The organism is Pseudomonas sp. IT-347P, from assembly GCF_949768005.1.
Classification (GTDB): domain Bacteria; phylum Pseudomonadota; class Gammaproteobacteria; order Pseudomonadales; family Pseudomonadaceae; genus Aquipseudomonas.
Map to the genome: position 1 here is coordinate 407042 of NZ_CATKPQ010000033.1, position 21695 is coordinate 428736.

Annotated in this window: 20 protein-coding genes; 14 read left to right on the forward strand and 6 right to left on the reverse strand. The window is 60.2% G+C overall.

The window, feature by feature from the left end; genetic code table 11:
- The 4 genes from ssuD to ACM6IV_RS14680 are packed head-to-tail and all read left to right on the forward strand — an operon-like array spanning position 1 to position 2987.
- Complete coding sequence (gene ssuD, locus ACM6IV_RS14665; RefSeq protein ID WP_414870531.1) at positions 1–1149, forward strand: FMNH2-dependent alkanesulfonate monooxygenase; 1149 nt, start codon at positions 1–3, stop codon at positions 1147–1149.
- Positions 1150–1158: 9 nt separating this feature from the next.
- Positions 1159–1941, forward strand: coding sequence for an aliphatic sulfonate ABC transporter permease SsuC (ssuC, locus tag ACM6IV_RS14670; RefSeq protein WP_011336451.1), 783 nt, complete (start codon positions 1159–1161; stop codon positions 1939–1941).
- Positions 1938–2744, forward strand: coding sequence for an aliphatic sulfonates ABC transporter ATP-binding protein (gene ssuB, locus ACM6IV_RS14675; RefSeq protein ID WP_414870532.1), 807 nt, complete (start codon positions 1938–1940; stop codon positions 2742–2744). The genes ssuC and ssuB overlap by 4 nt, the downstream gene beginning before the upstream one ends.
- A gap of 27 nt (positions 2745–2771) precedes the next feature.
- A complete protein-coding gene (locus ACM6IV_RS14680; RefSeq protein ID WP_003229256.1) occupies positions 2772–2987 on the forward strand; it encodes a TOBE domain-containing protein in 216 nt (71 codons plus the stop codon).
- Positions 2988–3172: 185 nt separating this feature from the next.
- Here the strand turns inward: ACM6IV_RS14680 and ACM6IV_RS14685 are convergent, their stop codons facing one another.
- Together ACM6IV_RS14685 and ACM6IV_RS14690 are read right to left on the reverse strand one after the other, a co-directional pair.
- Positions 3173–3805 carry a TetR/AcrR family transcriptional regulator gene (locus ACM6IV_RS14685; RefSeq protein WP_226500866.1) on the reverse strand — a complete coding sequence of 211 codons (633 nt, stop codon included), beginning with the start codon at positions 3803–3805 and terminating at the stop codon, positions 3173–3175.
- A gap of 263 nt (positions 3806–4068) precedes the next feature.
- Positions 4069–5445: a glutamine synthetase family protein gene (locus ACM6IV_RS14690; protein ID WP_003229254.1), complete on the reverse strand. Its 1377-nt coding sequence runs from the start codon at positions 5443–5445 to the stop codon at positions 4069–4071.
- Between the two features lie 278 nt (positions 5446–5723).
- On the opposite strand from ACM6IV_RS14690, the gene ACM6IV_RS14695 reads away from it, so the two are divergent.
- The 8 genes from ACM6IV_RS14695 (at position 5724) to ACM6IV_RS14730 (ending at position 14538) form a co-directional block, all read left to right on the forward strand.
- Entirely contained in the window at positions 5724–6080 is a 357-nt protein-coding gene (locus ACM6IV_RS14695; protein ID WP_414870533.1) for a glutamine amidotransferase, read from the forward strand.
- A 95-nt stretch (positions 6081–6175) separates the two neighbouring features.
- The gene (locus ACM6IV_RS14700; RefSeq protein ID WP_414870534.1) at positions 6176–7534 is read left to right on the forward strand and encodes a glutamine synthetase family protein; all 1359 of its coding nucleotides are present in this window, start codon (positions 6176–6178) and stop codon (positions 7532–7534) included.
- Positions 7535–7590: 56 nt separating this feature from the next.
- On the forward strand, positions 7591–8955 hold the full coding sequence (locus ACM6IV_RS14705; RefSeq protein WP_414870535.1) for an aspartate aminotransferase family protein: 1365 nt from the start codon (positions 7591–7593) through the stop codon (positions 8953–8955).
- A 171-nt stretch (positions 8956–9126) separates the two neighbouring features.
- Positions 9127–10239 (forward strand): polyamine ABC transporter substrate-binding protein, encoded by a 1113-nt coding sequence (locus ACM6IV_RS14710; protein WP_090287291.1) that lies wholly within the window; start codon positions 9127–9129, stop codon positions 10237–10239.
- 188 nt (positions 10240–10427) lie between these two features.
- Positions 10428–11525: a polyamine ABC transporter substrate-binding protein gene (locus ACM6IV_RS14715; RefSeq protein ID WP_414870536.1), complete on the forward strand. Its 1098-nt coding sequence runs from the start codon at positions 10428–10430 to the stop codon at positions 11523–11525.
- 66 nt (positions 11526–11591) lie between these two features.
- Entirely contained in the window at positions 11592–12734 is a 1143-nt protein-coding gene (locus tag ACM6IV_RS14720) for an ABC transporter ATP-binding protein (RefSeq protein WP_103302476.1), read from the forward strand.
- Positions 12735–12769: 35 nt separating this feature from the next.
- Positions 12770–13651 (forward strand): ABC transporter permease subunit, encoded by an 882-nt coding sequence (locus ACM6IV_RS14725; RefSeq protein WP_414870762.1) that lies wholly within the window; start codon positions 12770–12772, stop codon positions 13649–13651.
- Positions 13648–14538, forward strand: a complete 891-nt coding sequence (locus ACM6IV_RS14730; protein ID WP_414870537.1) for an ABC transporter permease subunit — start codon at positions 13648–13650, stop codon at positions 14536–14538. Before ACM6IV_RS14725 ends, ACM6IV_RS14730 begins: the two co-directional genes overlap by 4 nt.
- A 148-nt stretch (positions 14539–14686) precedes the next feature.
- Here ACM6IV_RS14730 and ACM6IV_RS14735 read toward each other — a convergent pair whose 3' ends face one another.
- A complete protein-coding gene (locus ACM6IV_RS14735; protein ID WP_414870538.1) occupies positions 14687–15325 on the reverse strand; it encodes an HD domain-containing protein in 639 nt (212 codons plus the stop codon).
- A 154-nt stretch (positions 15326–15479) separates the two neighbouring features.
- Here ACM6IV_RS14735 and ACM6IV_RS14740 point away from each other — a divergent pair, with 154 nt between their 5' ends.
- Positions 15480–16445, forward strand: a complete 966-nt coding sequence (locus ACM6IV_RS14740) for a GlxA family transcriptional regulator (RefSeq protein ID WP_414870539.1) — start codon at positions 15480–15482, stop codon at positions 16443–16445.
- 194 nt (positions 16446–16639) lie between these two features.
- Here the strand turns inward: ACM6IV_RS14740 and ACM6IV_RS14745 are convergent, their stop codons facing one another.
- Positions 16640–19051, reverse strand: coding sequence for a penicillin acylase family protein (locus ACM6IV_RS14745; protein ID WP_414870540.1), 2412 nt, complete (start codon positions 19049–19051; stop codon positions 16640–16642).
- A 102-nt stretch (positions 19052–19153) separates the two neighbouring features.
- Positions 19154–19732, reverse strand: a complete 579-nt coding sequence (locus ACM6IV_RS14750) for a DUF6436 domain-containing protein (RefSeq protein WP_414870541.1) — start codon at positions 19730–19732, stop codon at positions 19154–19156.
- A gap of 98 nt (positions 19733–19830) precedes the next feature.
- Here ACM6IV_RS14750 and ACM6IV_RS14755 point away from each other — a divergent pair, with 98 nt between their 5' ends.
- Positions 19831–20778 (forward strand): alpha/beta hydrolase, encoded by a 948-nt coding sequence (locus ACM6IV_RS14755; protein WP_414870542.1) that lies wholly within the window; start codon positions 19831–19833, stop codon positions 20776–20778.
- Positions 20779–20900: 122 nt separating this feature from the next.
- Here ACM6IV_RS14755 and ACM6IV_RS14760 read toward each other — a convergent pair whose 3' ends face one another.
- Positions 20901–21632 carry a DUF2059 domain-containing protein gene (locus ACM6IV_RS14760; RefSeq protein ID WP_414870543.1) on the reverse strand — a complete coding sequence of 244 codons (732 nt, stop codon included), beginning with the start codon at positions 21630–21632 and terminating at the stop codon, positions 20901–20903.
- Positions 21633–21695 lie beyond the last annotated feature (63 nt).

Below are 21695 nucleotides of genomic sequence, written 5' to 3' on the forward strand. Positions count from 1 at the left end.
ATGAGCCTCAATATCTTCTGGTTCCTGCCTACCCACGGCGACGGCCATTACCTTGGCACCGCCGAAGGCGCTCGCGCCGTCGACCACGGTTATCTGCAACAGGTCGCGCAAGCGGCGGATCGTCTGGGCTTCGGCGGCGTGCTGATTCCCACCGGCCGTTCCTGCGAAGACTCGTGGCTGGTAGCGGCGTCGCTGATCCCGGTGACCCAGCGTCTGAAATTCCTCGTTGCCCTGCGCCCCGGGATCATTTCCCCGACAGTCGCGGCGCGGCAGGCAGCGACTCTGGATCGTCTGTCCGGTGGTCGTGCGCTGTTCAACCTGGTCACCGGTGGCGACCCGGAAGAACTGGCTGGCGACGGTTTGTTCCTCAGCCACGAAGAGCGCTATCAGGCTTCGGTGGAATTCACCCGCATCTGGCGCCGTGTGCTGGAAGGTGAAACCGTCGATTACGACGGTCAGCACATCAGCGTAAAAGGTGCCAAGCTGCTCTATCCGCCAATCCAGCAACCGCGTCCGCCGCTGTACTTCGGTGGCTCGTCGGAAGCCGCACAGGATCTGGCTGCGGAACAGGTGGAGATGGTCCTGACCTGGGGCGAGCCGCCAGCAGCGGTCGCGGAAAAAATCGAACAGGTCCGCGCCAAAGCCGCCAAGCTTGGCCGCACCGTGCGCTTCGGCATTCGTCTGCACGTGATCGTCCGCGAAACCAATGCTGAAGCGTGGAAAGCGGCGGATCGGCTGATCTCGCACCTGGACGACGACACCATCGCTCGTGCTCAGGCTTCTCTGGCGCGTTTTGATTCGGTCGGCCAGCAACGCATGGCGGCGCTGCACGGCGGCAGTCGCGACAACCTCGAAGTCAGCCCTAACCTCTGGGCTGGAGTTGGTCTGGTGCGCGGCGGTGCCGGTACCGCGCTGGTCGGCGATGGCCCGACCGTGGCGGCGCGCGTAAAGGAATACGCCGATCTGGGCATCGACACCTTTATCTTCTCCGGTTATCCACACCTCGAAGAATCGTATCGCGTCGCTGAACTGTTGTTTCCGCACCTCGACATCGAGCGTCCGGAACTGCCGAAGAGCGCCGGTTATGTCAGCCCGTTCGGCGAGATGGTCGCCAACGACATTCTTCCCAAAGCCGCGTCGCAGAGCTGAGGCGCGGCCATGAAGAAATTTATCCATAGCCTCGCGCCCTGGGCGTTGCCGGTGTTGTTGCTGGCGGTGTGGCAGTTGTCGGTGTCGGCCGGTTGGTTGTCGACACGGATTCTGCCGGCACCGGTGGCGGTGATCGAGGCCGGTGTGAGCCTGGTGCGCAGTGGCGAAATCTGGACGCACCTGGCGATCAGCGGCTGGCGCGCGGCGCTCGGTTTCACCATCGGCGGCAGCATCGGTCTGGTCTTGGGTTTCATTACCGGCCTGTCAAAGTGGGGTGAACGCCTGCTCGACAGCTCGGTGCAGATGATCCGCAACGTGCCGCATCTGGCGCTGATTCCGCTAGTGATTCTTTGGTTCGGTATCGACGAGTCGGCGAAGATTTTCCTGGTGGCATTGGGCACGCTGTTCCCGATCTACCTGAATACTTATCACGGCATCCGCAACGTCGACCCGGCGTTGGTAGAGATGGCGCGCAGTTATGGTCTGTCTGGTTTCAGCCTGTTCTGGCAGGTGATTTTGCCGGGCGCATTGCCTTCGATTCTGGTTGGTGTGCGCTTCGCTCTGGGCTTTATGTGGCTGACGCTGATCGTGGCGGAAACCATTTCCGCCAGCTCGGGCATCGGTTATCTGGCAATGAACGCCCGGGAGTTTTTGCAGACCGATGTGGTGGTGCTGGCGATCCTGCTTTACGCGGTGCTGGGCAAACTCGCCGACCTTGCGGCCCGTGGACTTGAACGTGTGTGGTTGCGTTGGCACCCGGCTTATCAGGTTGCCAAAGGAGGTGCGGCATGACCGCTCAACAACCTCCACGCCTGCTGCGCGGGATACCGCTGGCGGTGCGCAACCTGCAGAAAACCTTCGGCGCACGGCAGGTGCTGCGTGACATTGATCTGCACATTCCGGCGGGGCAATTCGTCGCCGTGGTCGGGCGCAGTGGTTGCGGCAAAAGTACCTTGCTGCGTTTGCTCGCCGGGCTTGATCTGCCGACTGGCGGCGACTTGCTCGCCGGTGCCGCACCACTGAGTGATGCGCGGGAAGACACCCGCCTGATGTTCCAGGAAGCACGCCTGCTGCCGTGGAAGAAGATCATCGATAACGTCGGTCTCGGCCTCAAGGGCAACTGGCGCCCGCAAGCGTTAGCGGCGCTGGAAGCGGTGGGGCTGGCGGATCGCGCCAATGAGTGGCCGGCAGCGTTGTCCGGTGGGCAGAAGCAGCGTGTTGCACTGGCGCGCGCGCTGATCCACCAGCCGCGTCTGCTGCTGCTCGACGAACCGCTCGGCGCACTGGACGCGTTGACCCGCATTGAAATGCAACAACTGATCGAACGTCTCTGGCAGCAGCACGGTTTCACGGTGCTGCTGGTGACCCACGACGTCAGCGAAGCGGTGGCGATTGCCGACCGGGTGATTCTGATCGAGGACGGCGAAGTCGGCCTCGATCTGCATATCGAACTGCCGCGCCCTCGGGTGCGTGGTTCACATCGACTGGCGACGCTGGAAACCGAAGTGCTTAACCGTGTTCTCTCCCTGCCCGGCGAGCCGCCGGCGCCGGAACCTGTTTCACCACTGCCTACGCAACTGCGTTGGGCTCAATAACTCAAGCAAACGACAGGAATCATTGCCATGACTATCAAAGCCATCAACGTCCGCAACCAGTTCAAAGGCTCGATCAAGGAAATCGTCCTCGGTGACGTGCTGTCGGAAATCGACGTGCAGACCGCTTCCGGCATCGTCACTTCGGTGATCACCACCCGCTCGGTCAAAGAGCTGGAACTGGTGGTCGGCAGCGAAGTGATCGCCTTTGTGAAATCCACCGAGGTGTCGATCGCCAAGTTGTAAGCCGGTGAGCAAAAAACAACCCCGGAGGGCGTGAGCCCTTCGGGGTTTTTTGTGCCTTACCTGAAAACTGCGGCGCGGCCTTCGCGAGCAAGCCCGCTCCCACAGGTTCGGTGTTATTCACAGATTTTGTGTTCACCACAATCATTGTGGGAGCGAGCTTGCTCGCGAAGAGGCCGGTGAATGCTCTAGAGAATTCTCTTGGGTAGATAGGGTGGCAAATACAACCCGATATAGGCATCAAACACCCGCATCCCTTCCTCGGCCATGCGCGGTGTGATCTGCCCGTGCTGCTGCACCGAACGCGCGTATACGCGGTCGCCCAGTTCCATCGCCAAGGCAAACACATCAACATCACTCGGCAGGCGCGGCAACTCGAAGTGATGGTCGAACAGCTTGTGCATCAAGTCGCCCAGTTCGATGTCGTGCTGACGGTCAGCCTGAGTGACTTCGGTCAAACCGTGTTGAGCAAGGATCAACTGACGCGCCGCCGCGTCTTCGTCATAGATCTCCAGCATGCGCTGCTCGACCAGGCGCGACAGATCCCGCCAGTCACGCAGGGCCTCGTGATCGATCGGCGCCTGAAGGCAGGCACGAAACGCGGCGTGCACATCCGCCGTCAGCGCCTCGAGCAGTGCCGGCACGCTGGCGAAGAAGTGATACACGGAGGAGGGCGGAATCTGCGCGCGCTCGGCCACGCTGTAGATCGACAGACTGGCCACGCCCTCGGCGGCCAGCAGCGTGCGTGCGGCGTCGAGTATCGAATCGATGCGCGCCTGACTGCGGGCACGGGGTTTGCGGACGGGGGCGGGTCGCGTCATGGAAGTCTCCTGCGGGGCAGCGGGCATTGTACGAGCCGGGTTCCGTGTTGTCTGCCAGTACGCCTTCGGGAGCAAGCCCCCTCCCACAATGGGTCTCCAGTGAGATGAAATTTTGTGTACACAGGCGGATCCCTGTGGGAGGGGGCTTGCTCCCGAACCGCCGAAGGCGGCCATCCTCCCCATAAACAGGGATGTGTGTTCGGCCATAAAAAAACGCCGTTGGCTGAATCAGCCGACGGCGTTCTTTTTGGTGCTACAACCGCTTAAACGGTATGCAGATACCAGTTGTACTCAAGGTCGGAAATGGAGTGTTCGAACTCCTCCAGCTCGCTTTCCTTGCAGGCGACAAAGATATCGATGTATTTCGGATCGATGTACTTGGCCATCACCTCGCTGTCGTCCAGCTCACGCAGGGCATCGCGCAAGTTGTTCGGCAGGCTCTGTTCGTTCTGCTCGTAGCTGTTGCCTTCCACAGGCGCACCCGGTTCGATCTTGTTGACCAGACCGTGGTGCACGCCGGCCAGTACCGAAGCCATTAGCAGGTACGGGTTGGCGTCGGCGCCGGCCACGCGGTGTTCGATGCGCACGGCATCGGCAGAACCGGTCGGTACGCGAATCGCCACAGTGCGGTTGTCCAGGCCCCAGCACGGCGAGTTCGGTACGTAGAACTGCGCGCCGAAACGACGGTACGAGTTGACGTTCGGGCAGAGGAAAGCCATCTGCGCGGGCAGGGTCTCGAGCACACCGCCGATCGCGTGACGCAGCGCGGCGTTCTGCTCGGGATCCTCGCTGGCAAAAATGTTTTTGCCATCTTTGTCGAGTACCGAAATGTGGACGTGCAGACCATTGCCCGCCTGGCCCGGGTACGGCTTGGCCATGAAGGTGGTGTCCATTTCATGGTCGTAGGCGATGTTCTTGATCAGACGCTTGAGCAGGACCGCGTAGTCGCATGCCTTGATCGGGTCGGCGACGTGGTGCAGGTTGACTTCGAACTGCGCCGGGGCACTTTCCTTGACGATGGCGTCGGCCGGGATGCCTTGCTCTTTGGCACCTTCCAGAATGTCCTGGAGGCAGTCGACGTATTCGTCGAGGTCGTCGATCAGGTAAACCTGCGTCGAGTGCGGACGTTTGCCGGAGATTGGCGAGCGTGGCGGCTGAGGACGGCCGTTCACGTTTTCCTGGTCGATCAGGTAGAACTCGAGTTCGAATGCAGCGCAGATGGTCAGGCCCAGCTCGTCAAACTTTGCAACAACTTGACGGAGCACTTCGCGCGGATCGGCGAAGAAGGGGTCGCCTTCGAGTTCGTGCATGGTCATCAACAGTTGCGCGGTCGGGCGCTTCTGCCATGGCTCGTTGCACAGGGTATCGGGAATCGGATAGCAGATACGGTCGGCGTCGCCGATGTCCAGGCCCAGGCCGGTGCTTTCCACCGTAGAGCCATTGATATCCAGAGCAAATAGAGAGGCCGGCAGGTTGATGCCTTTCTCGTAAACCTTGTGGAGGCTGGTGCGTTCGATGCGCTTGCCGCGCACCACACCATTCATATCCGCAATCAGAAGGTCAACGTACAGAACCTCAGGATGTTCCTTAAGGAACGCGTTCGCTTCGTTAAGCTGAACGGCACGCGGGGGTACCGACATGATGCAACACCTTTGTTGTTAAAAATATCAATCATTGATCTTTTCTGGTTTCAGTCAACCCGAACGGCCTGCCGAAGTCAAGCGAGGCCTTTTTTGCCCTAAAAAAGCGCTGCGAGGGCATTTATGGGGCATTTTCGGGTGGTTTTTTGTCCTTTGGATGCTTGTCACCCACGGGTTTGAGCAGGCCGTGTTGTATTTTTTACGGGGGTGTTGTGTAAAAAAATGAACAAGGCTAAGCTCCGATCAAACCCATAACAGCAATAATACCGGGGTGCTTCATGTCTCGCCTGCCGTTAATCGGCATCACCGACTGCTCGCAACAGTCCGGTCTGCATGCTTATCACATCAGTGGCGACCAATCCGTCGGTAGCGCAGCCAACAAGGCTCGCCCGTTATCGACGATGTTCCCGTCCATGGCCGTTCAAGTGTCAGCGTCCGATATTCTGGACGTACGGGAAAGCATCCTGTTTATGGCGTTCCCCTCCAATATAGTTCGCTTTCATCCCCAAAGCCTGTGCCGTGTTCCCGATCGTGCTCATGATTCTGCACGCCTTGCGTGTGCACAGGAAATGCAACGCCAGCGTAAAGGGCAGGTAAGCTCCTCTTTCATTGTCTATGCGCGGTGCCAGGCGTAAGCCGGCACTGCGCGAGCAAGCCCCCCTTTAACGCGACGCTGCAAGCGTCAAACCTTGCCTGACGTCACGTCAGGAGACTCAGCCCAGAGGCATTTATGAGTAACAACCTCGACCAGCTCACCGATTGGTTGAAAGACCACAAGATCACAGAAGTCGAATGCATGATTGGCGACTTGACCGGTATCACCCGGGGCAAGATCTCGCCGACCAACAAGTTCATCGCCGAAAAAGGCATGCGCCTGCCAGAAAGTGTGCTGTTGCAGACCGTGACCGGCGACTACGTCGAAGATGACATCTATTACGAACTGCTCGACCCGGCCGACATCGACATGATCTGCCGCCCCGACCAGAACGCCGTGTACCTGGTGCCGTGGGCCATCGAGCCGACCGCCCAGGTGATTCACGACACCTACGACAAGCAAGGCAACCCGATCGAGCTGTCGCCGCGCAACGTCCTCAAGAAGGTTCTGAAACTCTACGCCGACAAGGGCTGGCAGCCGATCGTGGCGCCGGAAATGGAGTTCTACCTGACCAAGCGCAGCGACGACCCTGACTATCCGTTGCAGCCGCCGATTGGCCGCTCGGGCCGTCCGGAAATCGGCCGTCAGTCGTTCTCCATTGAGGCGGCGAACGAGTTCGATCCGCTGTTCGAAGACGTCTACGACTGGTGCGAACTGCAGGAGCTGGACCTCGACACGCTGATCCACGAAGACGGCACGGCGCAGATGGAAATCAACTTCCGTCACGGCGACGCACTGTCGCTGGCCGACCAGATTCTGGTGTTCAAGCGCACCATGCGCGAAGCCGCGCTCAAGCACGACGTGGCTGCGACCTTTATGGCCAAGCCAATGACCGGCGAGCCGGGCAGCGCGATGCACTTGCACCAGAGCATCATCGACATCGAAACCGGCAAGAACGTCTTCTCCAATGACGACGGGACCATGAGTCAGTTGTTCCTGCACCACATCGGTGGCCTGCAGAAACTGATCCCGGAACTGCTGCCGCTGTTCGCCCCTAACGTCAACTCGTTCCGCCGCTTCCTGCCGGACACCTCGGCGCCGGTGAACGTCGAGTGGGGCGAGGAAAACCGTACCGTGGGCCTGCGCGTACCGGATGCCGGCCCGCAGAACCGTCGTGTCGAAAACCGTCTGCCGGGCGCCGACGCCAACCCGTACCTGGCGATTGCCGCGAGCCTGCTCTGCGGCTACATCGGCATGGTCGAAGGCCTCAATCCGAGCGCGCCAGTGGTGGGCCGTGGTTACGAGCGCCGCAACCTGCGCCTGCCGCTGACCATCGAAGACGCGCTGGAGCGTATGGAAAACAGCGCGACCATCGAGAAGTACCTGGGCAAAACCTTCATCACTGGCTACGTCGCGGTAAAACGGGCCGAGCATGAAAACTTCAAGCGCGTGATCAGTTCCTGGGAGCGTGAGTATCTGCTCTTCGCCGTCTGATACGCCGGGCGCGGCGCTCAGCCGTCGCGCCTTCACCGATAACAAGGAGAATTGGCATGACCAGCAACAACCCGCAAACCCGCGAGTGGCAAACACTCAGCAATGATCATCACCTGGCCCCGTTCAGCGACTTCAAACAGCTGAAAGAGAAAGGCCCGCGGATCATTACCAACGCCAAAGGCGTTTACCTGTGGGACAGCGAAGGCAACAAGATCCTCGACGGCATGGCCGGTCTGTGGTGCGTGGCCATCGGTTACGGTCGCGATGAGCTGGCCGAGGCGGCTGCCAAACAGATGCGCGAATTGCCGTACTACAACCTGTTCTTCCAGACCGCGCACCCGCCGGCACTGGAACTGGCCAAAGCGATTGCCGACGTGGCGCCGGAAGGCATGAACCACGTGTTCTTCACCGGTTCCGGCTCCGAAGGCAACGACACCATGCTGCGTATGGTTCGCCATTACTGGGCGATCAAGGGCCAGCCAAACAAGAAAGTCATCATCAGTCGCAAGAACGGTTATCACGGTTCGACCGTGGCCGGCGCGAGCCTGGGCGGCATGACTTACATGCACGAACAAGGCGACTTGCCGATCCCGGGCATCGTCCACATCGCGCAGCCGTACTGGTTCGCTGAAGGCGGCGACATGTCCCCGGAAGAGTTCGGTATCTGGGCGGCCAATCAGCTGGAAGAGAAGATTCTCGAAGTCGGTGTCGACAACGTCGGTGCCTTTATTGCCGAGCCGATTCAGGGCGCCGGCGGCGTGATCATTCCGCCCGATACCTACTGGTCGCGCATCAAGGAAATCCTCGCCAAGTACGACATCCTGTTCGTGGCGGATGAAGTGATCTGCGGTTTCGGTCGTACCGGTGAGTGGTTCGGCAGCGATTTCTACGACCTTGCGCCTGACATGATGACCATCGCCAAAGGCCTGACCTCCGGCTACATCCCGATGGGTGGCCTGATCGTCCGTGACTCCGTTGTTGCGGTGCTCAACGAAGGTGGCGATTTCAACCACGGCTTCACCTACTCCGGTCACCCGGTGGCGGCAGCGGTGGGCCTGGAAAACATCCGCATCCTGCGCGATGAAAAAATTATCGAGAACGCGCACAACGAAACGGCACCGTATTTGCAGAAACGTCTGCGGGAACTGAACGATCACCCGCTGGTGGGTGAAGTTCGCGGCGTCGGTCTGTTGGGCGCGATCGAGCTGGTGCAGGACAAGGCCACGCGCAAGCGTTACGAAGGCAAGGGCGTCGGCATGATCTGCCGGCAGTTCTGCTTCGACAACGGCCTGATCATGCGCGCTGTGGGCGACACCATGATCATCGCGCCGCCGCTGGTGATCAGCAAAGCGGAGATCGATGAGCTGGTGACCAAGGCACGCACGTGTCTGGACCTGACCCTCAGTGCGTTGCAAGGCTAAGTGCTAGGCTCTGAGCGGGGGAGCTGCGGCGCACTCGCTCAAAGCTGTCAGAAAGGCTGGTCTTTTCTTGAAAGACCGCCTCGGATCTTGCCAGACTAGCCGCGGTTCCAGTTGTCCGGGTTCGGCCGCTGAACAAAGTGGTTCAAAAAAGAAAAATTTGGAGCATGACGCATGAAGGCATTAGGTAAAAAGCTTGCTGGCAAGACACTTCTCGCGCTGTCCGTGGCGGGCATGATGGCGGGTGCGGTTCACGCGGACGACAAAGTGCTGCACGTCTACAACTGGTCCGACTACATTGCGCCGGACACCGTGGCCAACTTCGAGAAAGCCACCGGGATCAAAGTCGTCTACGACGTCTTCGACAGTAACGAAACCCTGGAAGCCAAGCTGCTGGCCGGCAAATCCGGTTACGACATCGTGGTGCCTTCCAACAACTTCCTCGCCAAGCAGATCAAGGCCGGTGTTTACCAGGAGCTGGACAAGTCCAAGCTGCCGAACTGGAAGAACCTCGACGAAGACCTGCTCAAGGCCGTTGGCGATGCCAGCGACCAAGGCAACAAGCACGCGTTCCCATACATGTGGGGCTCGATCGGCATAGGCTACAACCCGGCCAAGGTCAAGGCTGCGCTGGGCATCGACAAGATCGACTCCTGGGACGTGGTGTTCAAGCCGGAAAACATCGAGAAACTCAAAAGTTGCGGCGTGAGCTTCCTCGATGCACCGACCGAGATGATTCCGGCGGCATTGCACTATCTGGGCAAGCCGACCAACAGCAAGGACAAGGCTGACCTGAAAGCCGCCGAAGACTTGTTCCTGAAAATTCGTCCTTCGGTTGCCTACTTCCATTCCTCCAAGTACATCTCCGATCTGGCCAACGGCAACATCTGCGTCGCCGTCGGTTACTCGGGTGACCTGGAACAATCCAAGACCCGCGCTCAGGAAGCCGGTGACAAGGTCAAACTGGCCTACACCATTCCAAAAGAAGGCGCCGGTACTTTCTACGACATGGTCGCCATTCCCAAGGATGCCGAAAACGTCGAAGCCGCCTACAAGTTCATGAACTACCTGCTCGAGCCGCAAGTGATGGCCGGCATCACCAACGCCGTGCGTTTCCCGAACGGCAACAAGGCGGCCACGCCACTGGTGGACAAGGACATCACCAGCGATCCGAGCATCTACCCGTCGGCTGAAGTGAAGAAGCAGCTCTACGCGATCAGCGACCTGGACGCAGCGACCCTGCGCCTGATCACGCGCAGCTGGACCAAGATCAAATCCGGTAAATAAGCCGGTTTGACGCAACAACCGCTGGCCGTCATTCCCTGTGAGGGCGGCCAGCGGATTAATTAAATGACAGGAAGTTTTGCAGGAACGGTTTTTCGAGGGTAAGTTGCGCGCCGGTTTTGTTGCCGGGCAGCCACGACTGTCATGCAGCGCGGGGCAACTTGGGCCCAACTAATTTAGAGGACCTCCACTTGCCTATTTTTTCTTCTTTGCGCAAAGCCCTGCTGGTTACTGCCGGCCTGACGATCGCTGTCGGAGCCCAGGCCGCCGGTACGGTGCATATTTATAACTGGTCCGATTACATCGGCGAATCGACCCTGGCCGACTTCGAGAAAGAGACCGGGATCAAACCGGTCTACGACGTCTTCGATTCCAACGAAACCCTGGAAGGCAAGCTGCTCGCCGGGCGTACCGGTTACGACGTGGTCGTGCCGTCGAACCACTTCCTCGGCAAGCAGATCAAGGCCGGTGCTTTCCAGAAGCTCGACAAGGCGCAGTTGCCGAATTATGCCAACCTCGACCCGGTGCTGCTCAAGCGCCTGGAGCAGAACGATCCCGGCAACCTCTATGCCGTGCCGTACCTGTGGGGCACCAACGGCATCGGTTACAACGTCGACAAGGTCAAAGCCGTGCTCGGTATCGACAAGATCGATTCCTGGGCCGTGTTGTTCGAACCGGAAAACATCAAGAAGCTGCACAGCTGCGGCGTCGCGTTCCTCGATTCGGCGGATGAAATGATGCCGACCATGCTCAATTATCTGGGCCTGAACGCCAACAGCACCAACACCAAGGACTACGAAAAAGCCACCGCCAAGCTGCTCGCGGTGCGTCCTTACGTGACCTATTTTCACTCGTCGAAATACATCGGCGATCTGGCCAACGGCGACATCTGCGTGGCCATCGGTTTCTCCGGTGACATCTTCCAGGCGAAGAACCGTGCCGAAGAGGCCAAGAAGGGCGTCAACATCGCCTATTCGATCCCGAAAGAGGGCGGCGCGCTGTGGTTCGACATGCTGGCGATCCCCAAGGATTCGTCCAACGTCAAAGAGGCCCACGCCTTCATCAACTATTTGTTGAAACCTGAAGTTATCGCTCAGGTCAGTGATTACGTCGGGTACGCCAACCCCAACCCGGGTTCGGACAAGCTGATGGAACAGTCCATCCGTACCGATGAAGCGGTTTATCCACCGCAGGCAGTCCTCGACAAGACCTACGTGTCGACCGAGTTGCCGCCCAATATTCAGCGTTTGATGACCCGCAGCTGGACCAAGGTCAAGTCGGGCAAATAAGGCACAACTATCCTGGGTTCGTCCGCATTGGGCGAACTGCACTCTTTTTTTCTGGGAGTTTCGTAAATGGCAGTTGCCTCCGGCGCCTATAAGAAAGCCCTCGAGGGCGACCAGACACCTAAACAGGTGCTGGTCAAAATCGACCGGGTCACGAAGAAGTTCGACGAGACGATTGCCGTGGACGATGTGTCCCTGGAAATCAAAAAGGGCGAGATCTTCGCCCTGCTCGGCGGTTCGGGATCGGGCAAATCCACTCTGCTACGGATGCTGGCAGGGTTCGAACGGCCCACGGAGGGGCGCATTTTCCTTGACGGCGTCGACATCACCGACATGCCGCCGTACGAACGCCCGATCAACATGATGTTCCAGTCGTATGCCTTGTTCCCGCACATGACCGTGGCGCAGAACATCGCCTTCGGCCTGCAGCAGGACAAGATTCCCAAGGCCGAGATCGACGCCCGTGTGGCCGAGATGCTCAAACTGGTGCAGATGAGCCAGTACGCCAAGCGCAAGCCGCATCAACTGTCTGGCGGTCAGCGTCAGCGGGTGGCGCTGGCACGTTCGCTGGCCAAGCGGCCGAAACTGCTGCTGCTCGATGAGCCGATGGGCGCACTGGACAAGAAACTGCGTTCGCAGATGCAACTGGAGCTGGTGGAAATCATCGAGCGCGTCGGTGTGACCTGCGTGATGGTGACCCACGATCAGGAAGAGGCCATGACCATGGCCGAGCGCATCGCGATCATGCACCTGGGCTGGATCGCCCAGATCGGCAGCCCGATCGACATCTACGAAACCCCGACCAGCCGTCTGGTCTGCGAATTCATCGGCAACGTCAACATCTTCGAAGGTGAAGTGATCGACGACGCCGAAGGCCACGCGACCATCACTTGCAAAGACCTCGACCGGCAGATCTACGTTGGCCATGGGATCAGCACCTCGGTGCAGGACAAGTCCGTGACCTACGCAATCCGTCCGGAGAAGCTGCTGGTCACCGCCGACCAACCGACCTGCGAATACAACTGGTCGAGCGGCAAGGTGCATGACATCGCCTACCTCGGCGGTCACTCGGTGTTCTACGTCGAATTGCCGAGCGGCAAACTGGTGCAGTCGTTCGTTGCCAACGCCGAGCGCCGTGGCGCGCGTCCGACCTGGGGCGATCAGGTCTACGTGTGGTGGGAAGACGACAGCGGCGTGGTACTTCGCTCATGAACATGCGCAAATTCAAACGCCGCATCAATCGAATAATCCCCAATGGCCGGCAGCTGGTCATCGGGGTGCCATTCATCTGGCTGTTCCTGTTCTTCATGCTGCCGTTCTTCATCGTTCTGAAGATCAGCTTCGCCGAAGCCGACGTGGCCATCCCGCCATACACCGAGATCTACACCTACGCCGAGCAGAAGCTGCAATTGCTGCTGAACCTGGGCAACTACGCGATGCTGGCGGGCGACGAGTTGTACATCGCCGCGTATCTCGGCTCGCTGAAAATGGCCTTTATCAGCACTGTGCTCTGCCTGTTGATCGGTTACCCGATGGCGTACGCCATCGCCACCGCCCGAAAAGAGCTGCAAACGGTGCTGGTGCTGCTGATCATGATGCCGACGTGGACGGCAATCCTGATCCGCGTTTACGCGTGGATGGGCATCCTCAGCAACAACGGTTTGCTCAACGGTTTCCTGATGAGCATGGGGTTCATCGACGAGCCGCTGCAGATCCTCAACACCAACCTCGCCGTCTACATCGGCGTGGTCTATTCGTATCTGCCGTTCATGATCCTGCCGCTGTACGCCAACCTGGTGAAGCACGATCAAAGTCTGTTGGAAGCCGCGTCCGATCTGGGCTCGAGCACCTTCAACAGTTTCTGGAAAATCACCATTCCACTGTCCAAGAACGGGATCATTGCCGGCTGCATGCTGGTATTCATTCCGGTGGTCGGTGAGTTCGTGATCCCGGAACTGCTCGGCGGTCCGGAAACCCTGATGATCGGTAAAGTGCTCTGGCAAGAGTTCTTCAACAACCGTGACTGGCCGGTGGCATCTGCCCTGGCGGTGGTGATGCTGGCGATCCTGATTGTGCCGATCATCCTGTTCAACCGCAGTCAGGCCAAGGAAATGGAGGGTAAAGAATGAAGCGCTTCCGTTTCTCCAGCCTGATGCTGGTCCTGGGTTTATTGTTCATCTACCTGCCGATGCTGATCCTGGTGATCTATTCGTTCAACGCCTCGAAACTGGTGACGGTGTGGGGTGGCTGGTCGATCAAGTGGTACGTCGGTCTGCTCGACAACACGCAGCTGATGGGCTCAGTGCTGCGCTCGCTGGAAATCGCCTGCTACACCGCGGTCGCCGCGGTGGCGCTGGGCACGCTGGCGGCGTTCGTGCTGACCCGTATCACCCGCTTCAAGGGCCGCACGCTGTTTGGCGGTCTGGTGACGGCGCCGCTGGTGATGCCGGAAGTGATCACCGGTCTGTCGCTGTTGCTGCTGTTCGTGGCCATGGCGCAGATGATCGGCTGGCCGCAGGAACGTGGCATCGTCACCATCTGGATCGCCCACACCACATTCTGTGCGGCGTATGTGGCGGTGGTGGTGTCGGCGCGTCTGCGTGAGCTGGACCTGTCGATCGAAGAAGCGGCAATGGACCTCGGTGCACGGCCGTGGAAGGTGTTCTTCCTGATCACCATCCCGATGATCGCGCCATCGCTGGCGGCGGGCGGCATGATGTCGTTCGCGCTGTCGCTGGATGACCTGGTGCTGGCCAGTTTCGTCTCGGGCCCGGGCTCGACCACCCTGCCGATGGAAGTTTTCTCGGCGGTGCGTCTGGGCGTGAAACCAGAAATCAACGCGGTGGCGAGCCTGATTCTGCTGGCGGTATCGATCGTGACCTTCATGGTCTGGTTCTTCAGCCGCCGTGCCGAAGAAGCGCGCAAGAAGGCCATTCAGCAAGCCATCGAAGAAAGCGCTGCCGATTCGTGGAAGCAGCCGGACGTGCGTCGCGCACCGTCGCCGGAAGCGGTGTAAGCCAAAGGGGTTGATCACAAATCTGTGACCAACCCCAATCCCTGTGGGAGCGAGCTTGCTCGCGAAGAGGGCGTGTCAGTCGACTGAAATGTTGGCAGACCCACCGCATTCGCGAGCAAGCTCGCTCCCACATGTTTTTGGGTGGACTTCAAATCCAAGGTGATTGGCGGATGACTTCGACAAAGTTCATCGGCTTGAATCCCGGCTCCTGATCCTTCAGCACATCGGTCTTTACATTGCCGAACGTGGTCTGCGGACGATGGCGCAAGCCGTCGGCAAACGCGCAGATGATGCACTCCTTGAAACCGTCTCCGCGTGGATGCGCATGCACCACCGCCTCACGCTGCACGGTGCTGAACGCGGCGTAATCCATGCCCAGCACGTCCATCTCCACACCGGCGGTCACCAGTGCTACGGTCGGACGCAAATGCTTGGGCACACCCGGCGTGGTGTGCAGGGCAATCGACAGCCAGACTTGCTCGATGTCGTCATCGCTCAGCCCGTACGGCTTGAGAAACGCCGCCGCCGCGTTGGCACCGTCCACTTCAAAGCGCTCGTCATCACTGCGATGACCTTCGACCAGACCCAAGTCGTGGAACATCGCGCCGACGTACAACAGCTCCGGGTTCCAGGCCAGTTGCTGACGCTCGCCGCTCAGTGCGCCGAACAGAAAGACCCGGCGCGAATGGTGATAAAGCAGATCGGATTCGATGTCGCGAATGTATTCGGTGGTGGCCCGGGCGAGGGCGCTGTCGGGAATTTTGATGCCGGCGATGGTCGTGGTCATGGCAGGTTTCCTCACTGAAACGCCGTTGTGGCGCTGATGGGGAAAGTCTGTTCCCGACGCTGAAAGCGAACAATCAATGCATGGCTGCGATCCTTGCCAATAGACCTGCAAATCGTGCCAACTCGGCTCAGATCCCCAAAGGAGCTTCGCAGCCATGAACAAAACCGTCGCCATCGTCGTGTTCGCCGGCGTGCAGTCGCTGGACGTCAGCGGCCCGATGGATGTGTTCGCCGAGGCCAATCGCTTCCTGGCGCCCGAGGATCACTATCGGCTTGAGGTGATTGGTGTCGAACACGGCCCGATGGCCTGTTCCAATGGTTTGAACGTGAGTGCCCATCGGCATTTCAGCGAGGCACTCGACGCCTGCGACCTGTTGTTGGTCGCCGGAGGCCCGCAGCTGCCGTTCATGGATTTTGGCGCGCCGTTCGATGATTGGCTGCGCGGGGCCTGTGCACGGGCGCAGCGCTTCGGCTCGATCTGCAACGGCGCGTTTATCCTCGCCCGCGCCGGTTTGCTGGACGGGCGCACCGTCACCACCCACTGGAACGATGCCGAGGCTTTGGCGCAGTTGTGCCCAAGCACGCGGGTCGAGGCGGATCGCCTCTACGTCGAGGACGGCACGCTTTATACCTCGGCCGGGGTGACGGCGGGGATCGATCTGTCGTTGTACTTGCTGGCGCGTGATCACGGCGCTGAAGTGGCGCTGAGCGTGGCCAAGCGGCTGGTGGTGTTCACCCAGCGCTCTGGTGGCCAGTCGCAGTTCAGCCCGTTCCTGACGCCGCATGCGGAACCGACGTCAGCGGTGGCGATGGTGCAGTTGTATGTGCTGGCCAATCTGACGGGTGATCTGACGATTGCCGATCTGGCCAATGCGGCGAACATGAGTGCGCGCAATTTCTCGCGGGTGTTCGCCCGGGAAGCGAAAGTCACCCCGGCGGAGTTCGTCGAGCGGGCGCGGGTGGATGCGGCGCGGGTGATGCTGGAGAGTACTGCGGCGCCGTTGAAGACCGTGGCGTATCAGTGCGGGTTTCGCGATGCGCAACATATGCGCAGCGTGTTCAATCGCAGGCTGGGCGTGACGCCGCAGCAGTTTCGGTTGAATTTTGCGGTGGTACTTTGACCCTCATCGGAACGCCGCCCGCCCAGCCCTCTCCCGGAGGGAGAGGGGGCCGATTGGGGGATATTGAGGAGATACGCCGACGTGATGTTGCTGTTCCGAATCCATAATCGACTCGATCGCTCAGGTCGGTGCATAGCGAAAGACGCCTCGGTCAGTCCCCTCTCCCTCGGGGAGAGGGCTAGGGTGAGGGGCTTTTAAGGCGTCGCCCGCATCGGCAACAACTTCAAGGTACTGCGCGTATTCGCCGTCACCTCTTCAGCATTGAAATGCGCCTGCACATAAATCCCGTCGACATACGCCTCAGCCTGATCGTCATAGTGACTGTCGAACGGCACGCCGCTCTGACCGACCGGGTTGATCGTCAGCCCATGCGCCGGATCGGCAAAATCCACCAGGCGCCGTGTCGACGGCCCGTAAGTCACCGGCCATGGCGCCGGGCCGATCTTCGCCGACAGATTGTTCGGCACTTCATGACTGCCTGGCGCCGCAAACGGCCCGACATTGAAAATCCGCTCCAGCGGCTTCTGTTGCCCCAGCGGATGACCATGGGTCAGCGTGTGCGCCGCGCCCCATTTCCACTCGGCAGAGTTATCGCCCAGGGTCAGCTTCAAGTGCTGCATGCTCGCCTGCCACGCCGCGCGCATGACATCGGCGCGGGTCTCCTTGTCCGGTGTGCTGCGGTTATCCCACCACGGTGAATCGGCATTCGCTGCCAGTCTCGGCAGCGCCGCATCGATCACCCGTGTCGACAGCGATGTCTCGAAGAAATCATTGCCCAACTCATCGCGCATCGCCGCATCCGCAAGGTCGTAGAGGAACTGGTTGAACAGCGTTGCACTGACCGAGTCCAGCGGATAGTCGCCCGGCCACTGCGCCAGTTGCTCGACCAGTTTCAGCTGCGCCGGATCGCTGACCACCTCGCGCAATACCGGCAGCAACGGAGCGAGCAAGCGCGGGCCGTAACCGGTGGCGGTGCCCAGTTGCAGCTTCTGATTGGCCTCGTTGGTCCACTTCACGCTCTTGTCGCTGAGCTGGCGATTGAGCTGCTGCCCGCGATCGGCGAGGTTGTAGTAACCGGGAATCGCCATCCCGGTCGGCGACACGGGCTGGAAGTTGGCCGAGACGATATAGCCGCGTGCCGGGTTCTCTTCCTGCGGGTTGGCGCTGAACGGGTAGAAGCCATCCTTGTCGGCCTGATTGCTGCTGCCGTCGAGCATGAATTCCGGGCGCACCCCCGCCGGGCGCTTGGGCAGCAGGGCCGAGGCCCACCAGGCGATATCGCCCTTGGCGTTGGCGTAAACCAGATTGAGCCCCGGTGCCTGCACTTTCGCGGCGGCAGCACGGGCCTTGGCCAGGGTGTCGGCGCGGTTGAGTTGATAGAAGCCTTCGAGGATCGGGTTCGGTGTTTCAAGGAAGGCCCACCACATCGCAATTGGCGTCTTGCCGGAAGCAGTGCCGAGGGCATCGTTGACGATTGGGCCGTGGGGCGATTGGCGCAGAGTGAGGGTGACCGGCGTCTGGCCCTTCACATTGATTTGCTGCTGGGTGACGACCATGTCGGTCCACTGGCCGCGATACCAGACCTGATTCGGATTGTCCGGGTTGACCTTCTCGGCGATCAGGTCCAGATCGTCGTTCTGGAACATGGTCAGGCTCCAGCCGAAATCCAGGTTGTGTCCCAGAAACGCGAACGGCACCAGTGCCTGATGGTGGCCATACAACTCAAAGCCCGGCGCCGACAATTGCGCCTCGTACCACACCGACGGCACCGAGAAGCGAATGTGCGGATCACCCGCCAGCAGCGGCTTGCCGCTCTGGCTGCGGCTACCTGCGATGACCCAGGCGTTGCTGCCTTCGAACTGCGGCAGGCCGTTGTCGACCAGCGCTTGTTCGCTGAGGCGGGCGAGAGCGTTGAGGTCTTTCCAGTCGCCGGCAGCGAGGGCTGGCGCTGGCTTGGCGTGACCGTTGACCAGCACGCCTTTGGGCTGCCAGTCGAGGTCGAAAACGTTGAGGTAATCCGCGCCGAGCTGATCGCGCACGTAGGTCAGCAACGGCTCGGTGCGAAACGCCGCGGCAAAGCTGTAGGCCATGTAGCCGGCGACGCTGATGCTGTCTTCAGCGGTGAACGGCCGCTTGGGGATGCCCAGCACGTCGAACTCGATCGGTGCGGCGTGGCTGTCCTGATATTGGTTAATGCCATCCAGATAGGCTTGCAGGCCCTTCCACGCCGGCGACTGCTTGTCGAGGCTGGCAACATAACTGGCGGCGCGTTCACGGATGCGCAGGCTGCGGAACAGTTTGTCGGTGTCGAGCAGTTTCGGCCCGAGCACTTCGGCCAGTTCGCCCCGGGCGAGGCGGCGCATGGCTTCCATCTGGAACAGGCGATCCTGGGCATGCACGTAGCCGAGGGCGCGGTACAGGTCGGTTTCGTTCTCGGCACGAATGTGCGGCACGCCGCGCTCGTCATAGCGCACGGTAACCGAACCCTGCAGGTTGCGCAGTTCAATCTGGCCCTGACGTGTCGGTTGTTTGCTGTAGACATACCCGCCGATGCCAGCAAGCAGAACAACGATGAGCAAGGCCAGTACGGTGAACACGCGCTTCATGGTGACTCCTTGTGCAGGCGGGATTGCCGCCCGTCGGGCTGCAAACAATTAGCACAGTCCTTCTGTGCCGTGCAGCGCTGTCCTTGAAAAGTCCGGAATGCCTTACGGCGTTTCCACCGGCCACGGGCAGTAACAGCCGACCGCCAGGGTGTGCGTGGCATTGACCGGGCGATCTTCCGTCAGGGCATTCAAAATCGGTTCGATAAAGCTGTTGCTGGAGTTGCAGGTCAGGCCTTCGCTGTACGGGCCGAAGTAGGCCAGTTTGCCGCTGCGATCCCAGATTGCCACGGCCGGGCTGGCGGGTACCTGTTCGGAACCGGGCAATATTGTGATGGTTTTCAGACTGCTGAGGGTTGCGGGCAACTGACCGTGGCTGCCGGTTTTTTGCACGGCGAAGAACTCGACGCCCTTGGCGCCGAACTGTTCGACCATCTCGGTCAGGTGCTGTTGGTTACCGACGTTGCACGGGCAGGCCGGGTCCCAGAAATGCACGAGACGGACCTTGCCGGGGCCGGCGAGATTGTCAGGCAGGCGCAACGGATCACCGGAAAACACCGCCGTGTGTTCGCTGAACGCGCGCAGGTAACGCCCCTGAAACCAGTCGTACGCCGCCCACAACACCCCGACGCAGATCAGCGCGAGCAGGCTGGCAAACAGTGCGGTGCGGTAGGGCGAACGCATGGATTTGGTTCCTCAGAGGCGGGCTAGCTTGCCATGTCTGCCTCTACAGATGAATATCGCAGGCCGATAAAGTCTGTTTACCGCTTTGGAATTCCCGCATGCCTGCCACTTTCGACCCCGATCAAATCCGCGCCAGCCTCAAGCCGTTGGCCGAGTGGCAGCCGTTGTCGGACGAGGCCAAGGTCTATCAGCGTTTTTACAAAACCGACTTCCCCGAGCGCGACGTCTGGCGTGGCATGGGCCGTTTCGAGGTCGATGGTTATGAAGTGGTCAGCCATTGCTGGTGGCCGGAAAAGGTCAAGGCGACGCTGTTTCTGCTGCACGGCTATTACGATCACTCCGGGCTCTATCGGCATGTGATCGAGTGGGCGCTGGATCAGGACTTTGCAGTCATAGCCTGCGACTTGCCAGGGCATGGTCTGTCGAGTGGCCCTCGGGCGAGCATTCGCGACTTTTCGGAGTACCAGGATGTCTTGCAAGCCTTGTTCGCCGAGGCGCAGTCGATTGCGCTGCCGCAACCGTGGCATTTGTGCGGGCAGAGCACCGGCGGGGCGATTGTGGTCGATCATCTGCTCAACCATGGCGAAAACAGCCCGGCGCAAGGCCAAGTGATTTTGATGGCGCCACTGGTGCGGCCACGGGCGTGGGGCTGGTCGCAGCTCAGTTATTACCTGCTCAGGCCTTTCGTCCGGGGTGTCGCGCGACGTTTTAGCGAGAACTCCAACGATCCGGACTTCCTGCCGTTTCTGCAGGCCGATCCGTTGCAGCCACGGCGCCTGCCAACGAAGTGGGTCGGTGCGTTATCGCGCTGGATCATTCGCGTCGAGCACGCGAAAAAAAGTCCGCGGCGGCCGCTGATCATTCAGGGGCAGGCGGACATGACAGTAGACTGGCAGCACAATTTGCAGGTGTTGAAATGGAAGTTCGACCGGCCGCAGATTCTGCTGCTGGCCGAGGCGCGGCATCATTTGGCGAATGAGACAGTGGAGATGCGTGAGGAGTATTTCGAGTTCTTGAGCAAGCGCATCAGAGGCAGGAATCTCTAGCGCCTGGTAGGGCCTCTTCGCGCTCCCACAGGGAATTCGGGATGCTCACACATTTTGTGTCCACTGATGATCCAATGTGGGAGCGGGCTTGCTCGCGAAGGCGGTCTGTCAGGCGCCGAAGATTATTGTCCGACCGCCAACCCTGCGCGAATCGCCGCCAGCGCCGCCTGGTAATACGCCTTGCCCTCAGCCGACTCGGCAAACGTCGCAAACTCTTCCAGCTCTTCATCCGACAGATCGCGATAGACGTAGAGCAGCGTGTTGTTCAGGTCCGCGCCGATTTGATCCATCAAGCGCTGGCGTTGGCCATTGAGCATGCCTTGCGCCTGACCACCGCCAAGCAGCCCCGGGATCATCGAACTCAGACTGTCCGCCGCCACGCCGGCAATCGCCAGACTGACCTCGGCGCCAGCCTCTCGGGCAGGCAAGGCCTGGGCGAGGTGGCCGATGATCAGCAGACGGCTGTCGCTGACCTGCATCTTCGGCAGGCCCTTGGCGTTCTTTGCCAATTGATCACGGCGGGTCGCGAGCAATTCGGCGGCGACGATTTTCTTGCCCAGCGCTGATTGAAAGAAGGCCAGGGCCGGTTTCGGGTCGGTGAGCTTCTGCCGCAGTTGCGCCTCGGCGCGTTGATCCATGGCCTGGGGGGCGAAGCGCTGGTTGCTGTTGTTCACCAACGCTTGAAACACGGCGGGCGGCAGGCTGTTCTGGTAGCGCTGCTGCGCGGCACTCAGGGCGTCATTGAAATGCGCACGTTGATCTGGCCAGCCGGCGACCTTGTACAGCTGATCGTGGCCGTCCGCCCAGGCGGGCAAAACGCAGAACATCAACAGTGAAAAAAGCAAACGGCGCATAGGGACTCCTGTCAGCAGCGGACTATTCTCCGTGCGGTGCCGGTACTTGTCGAGAATTCGTAG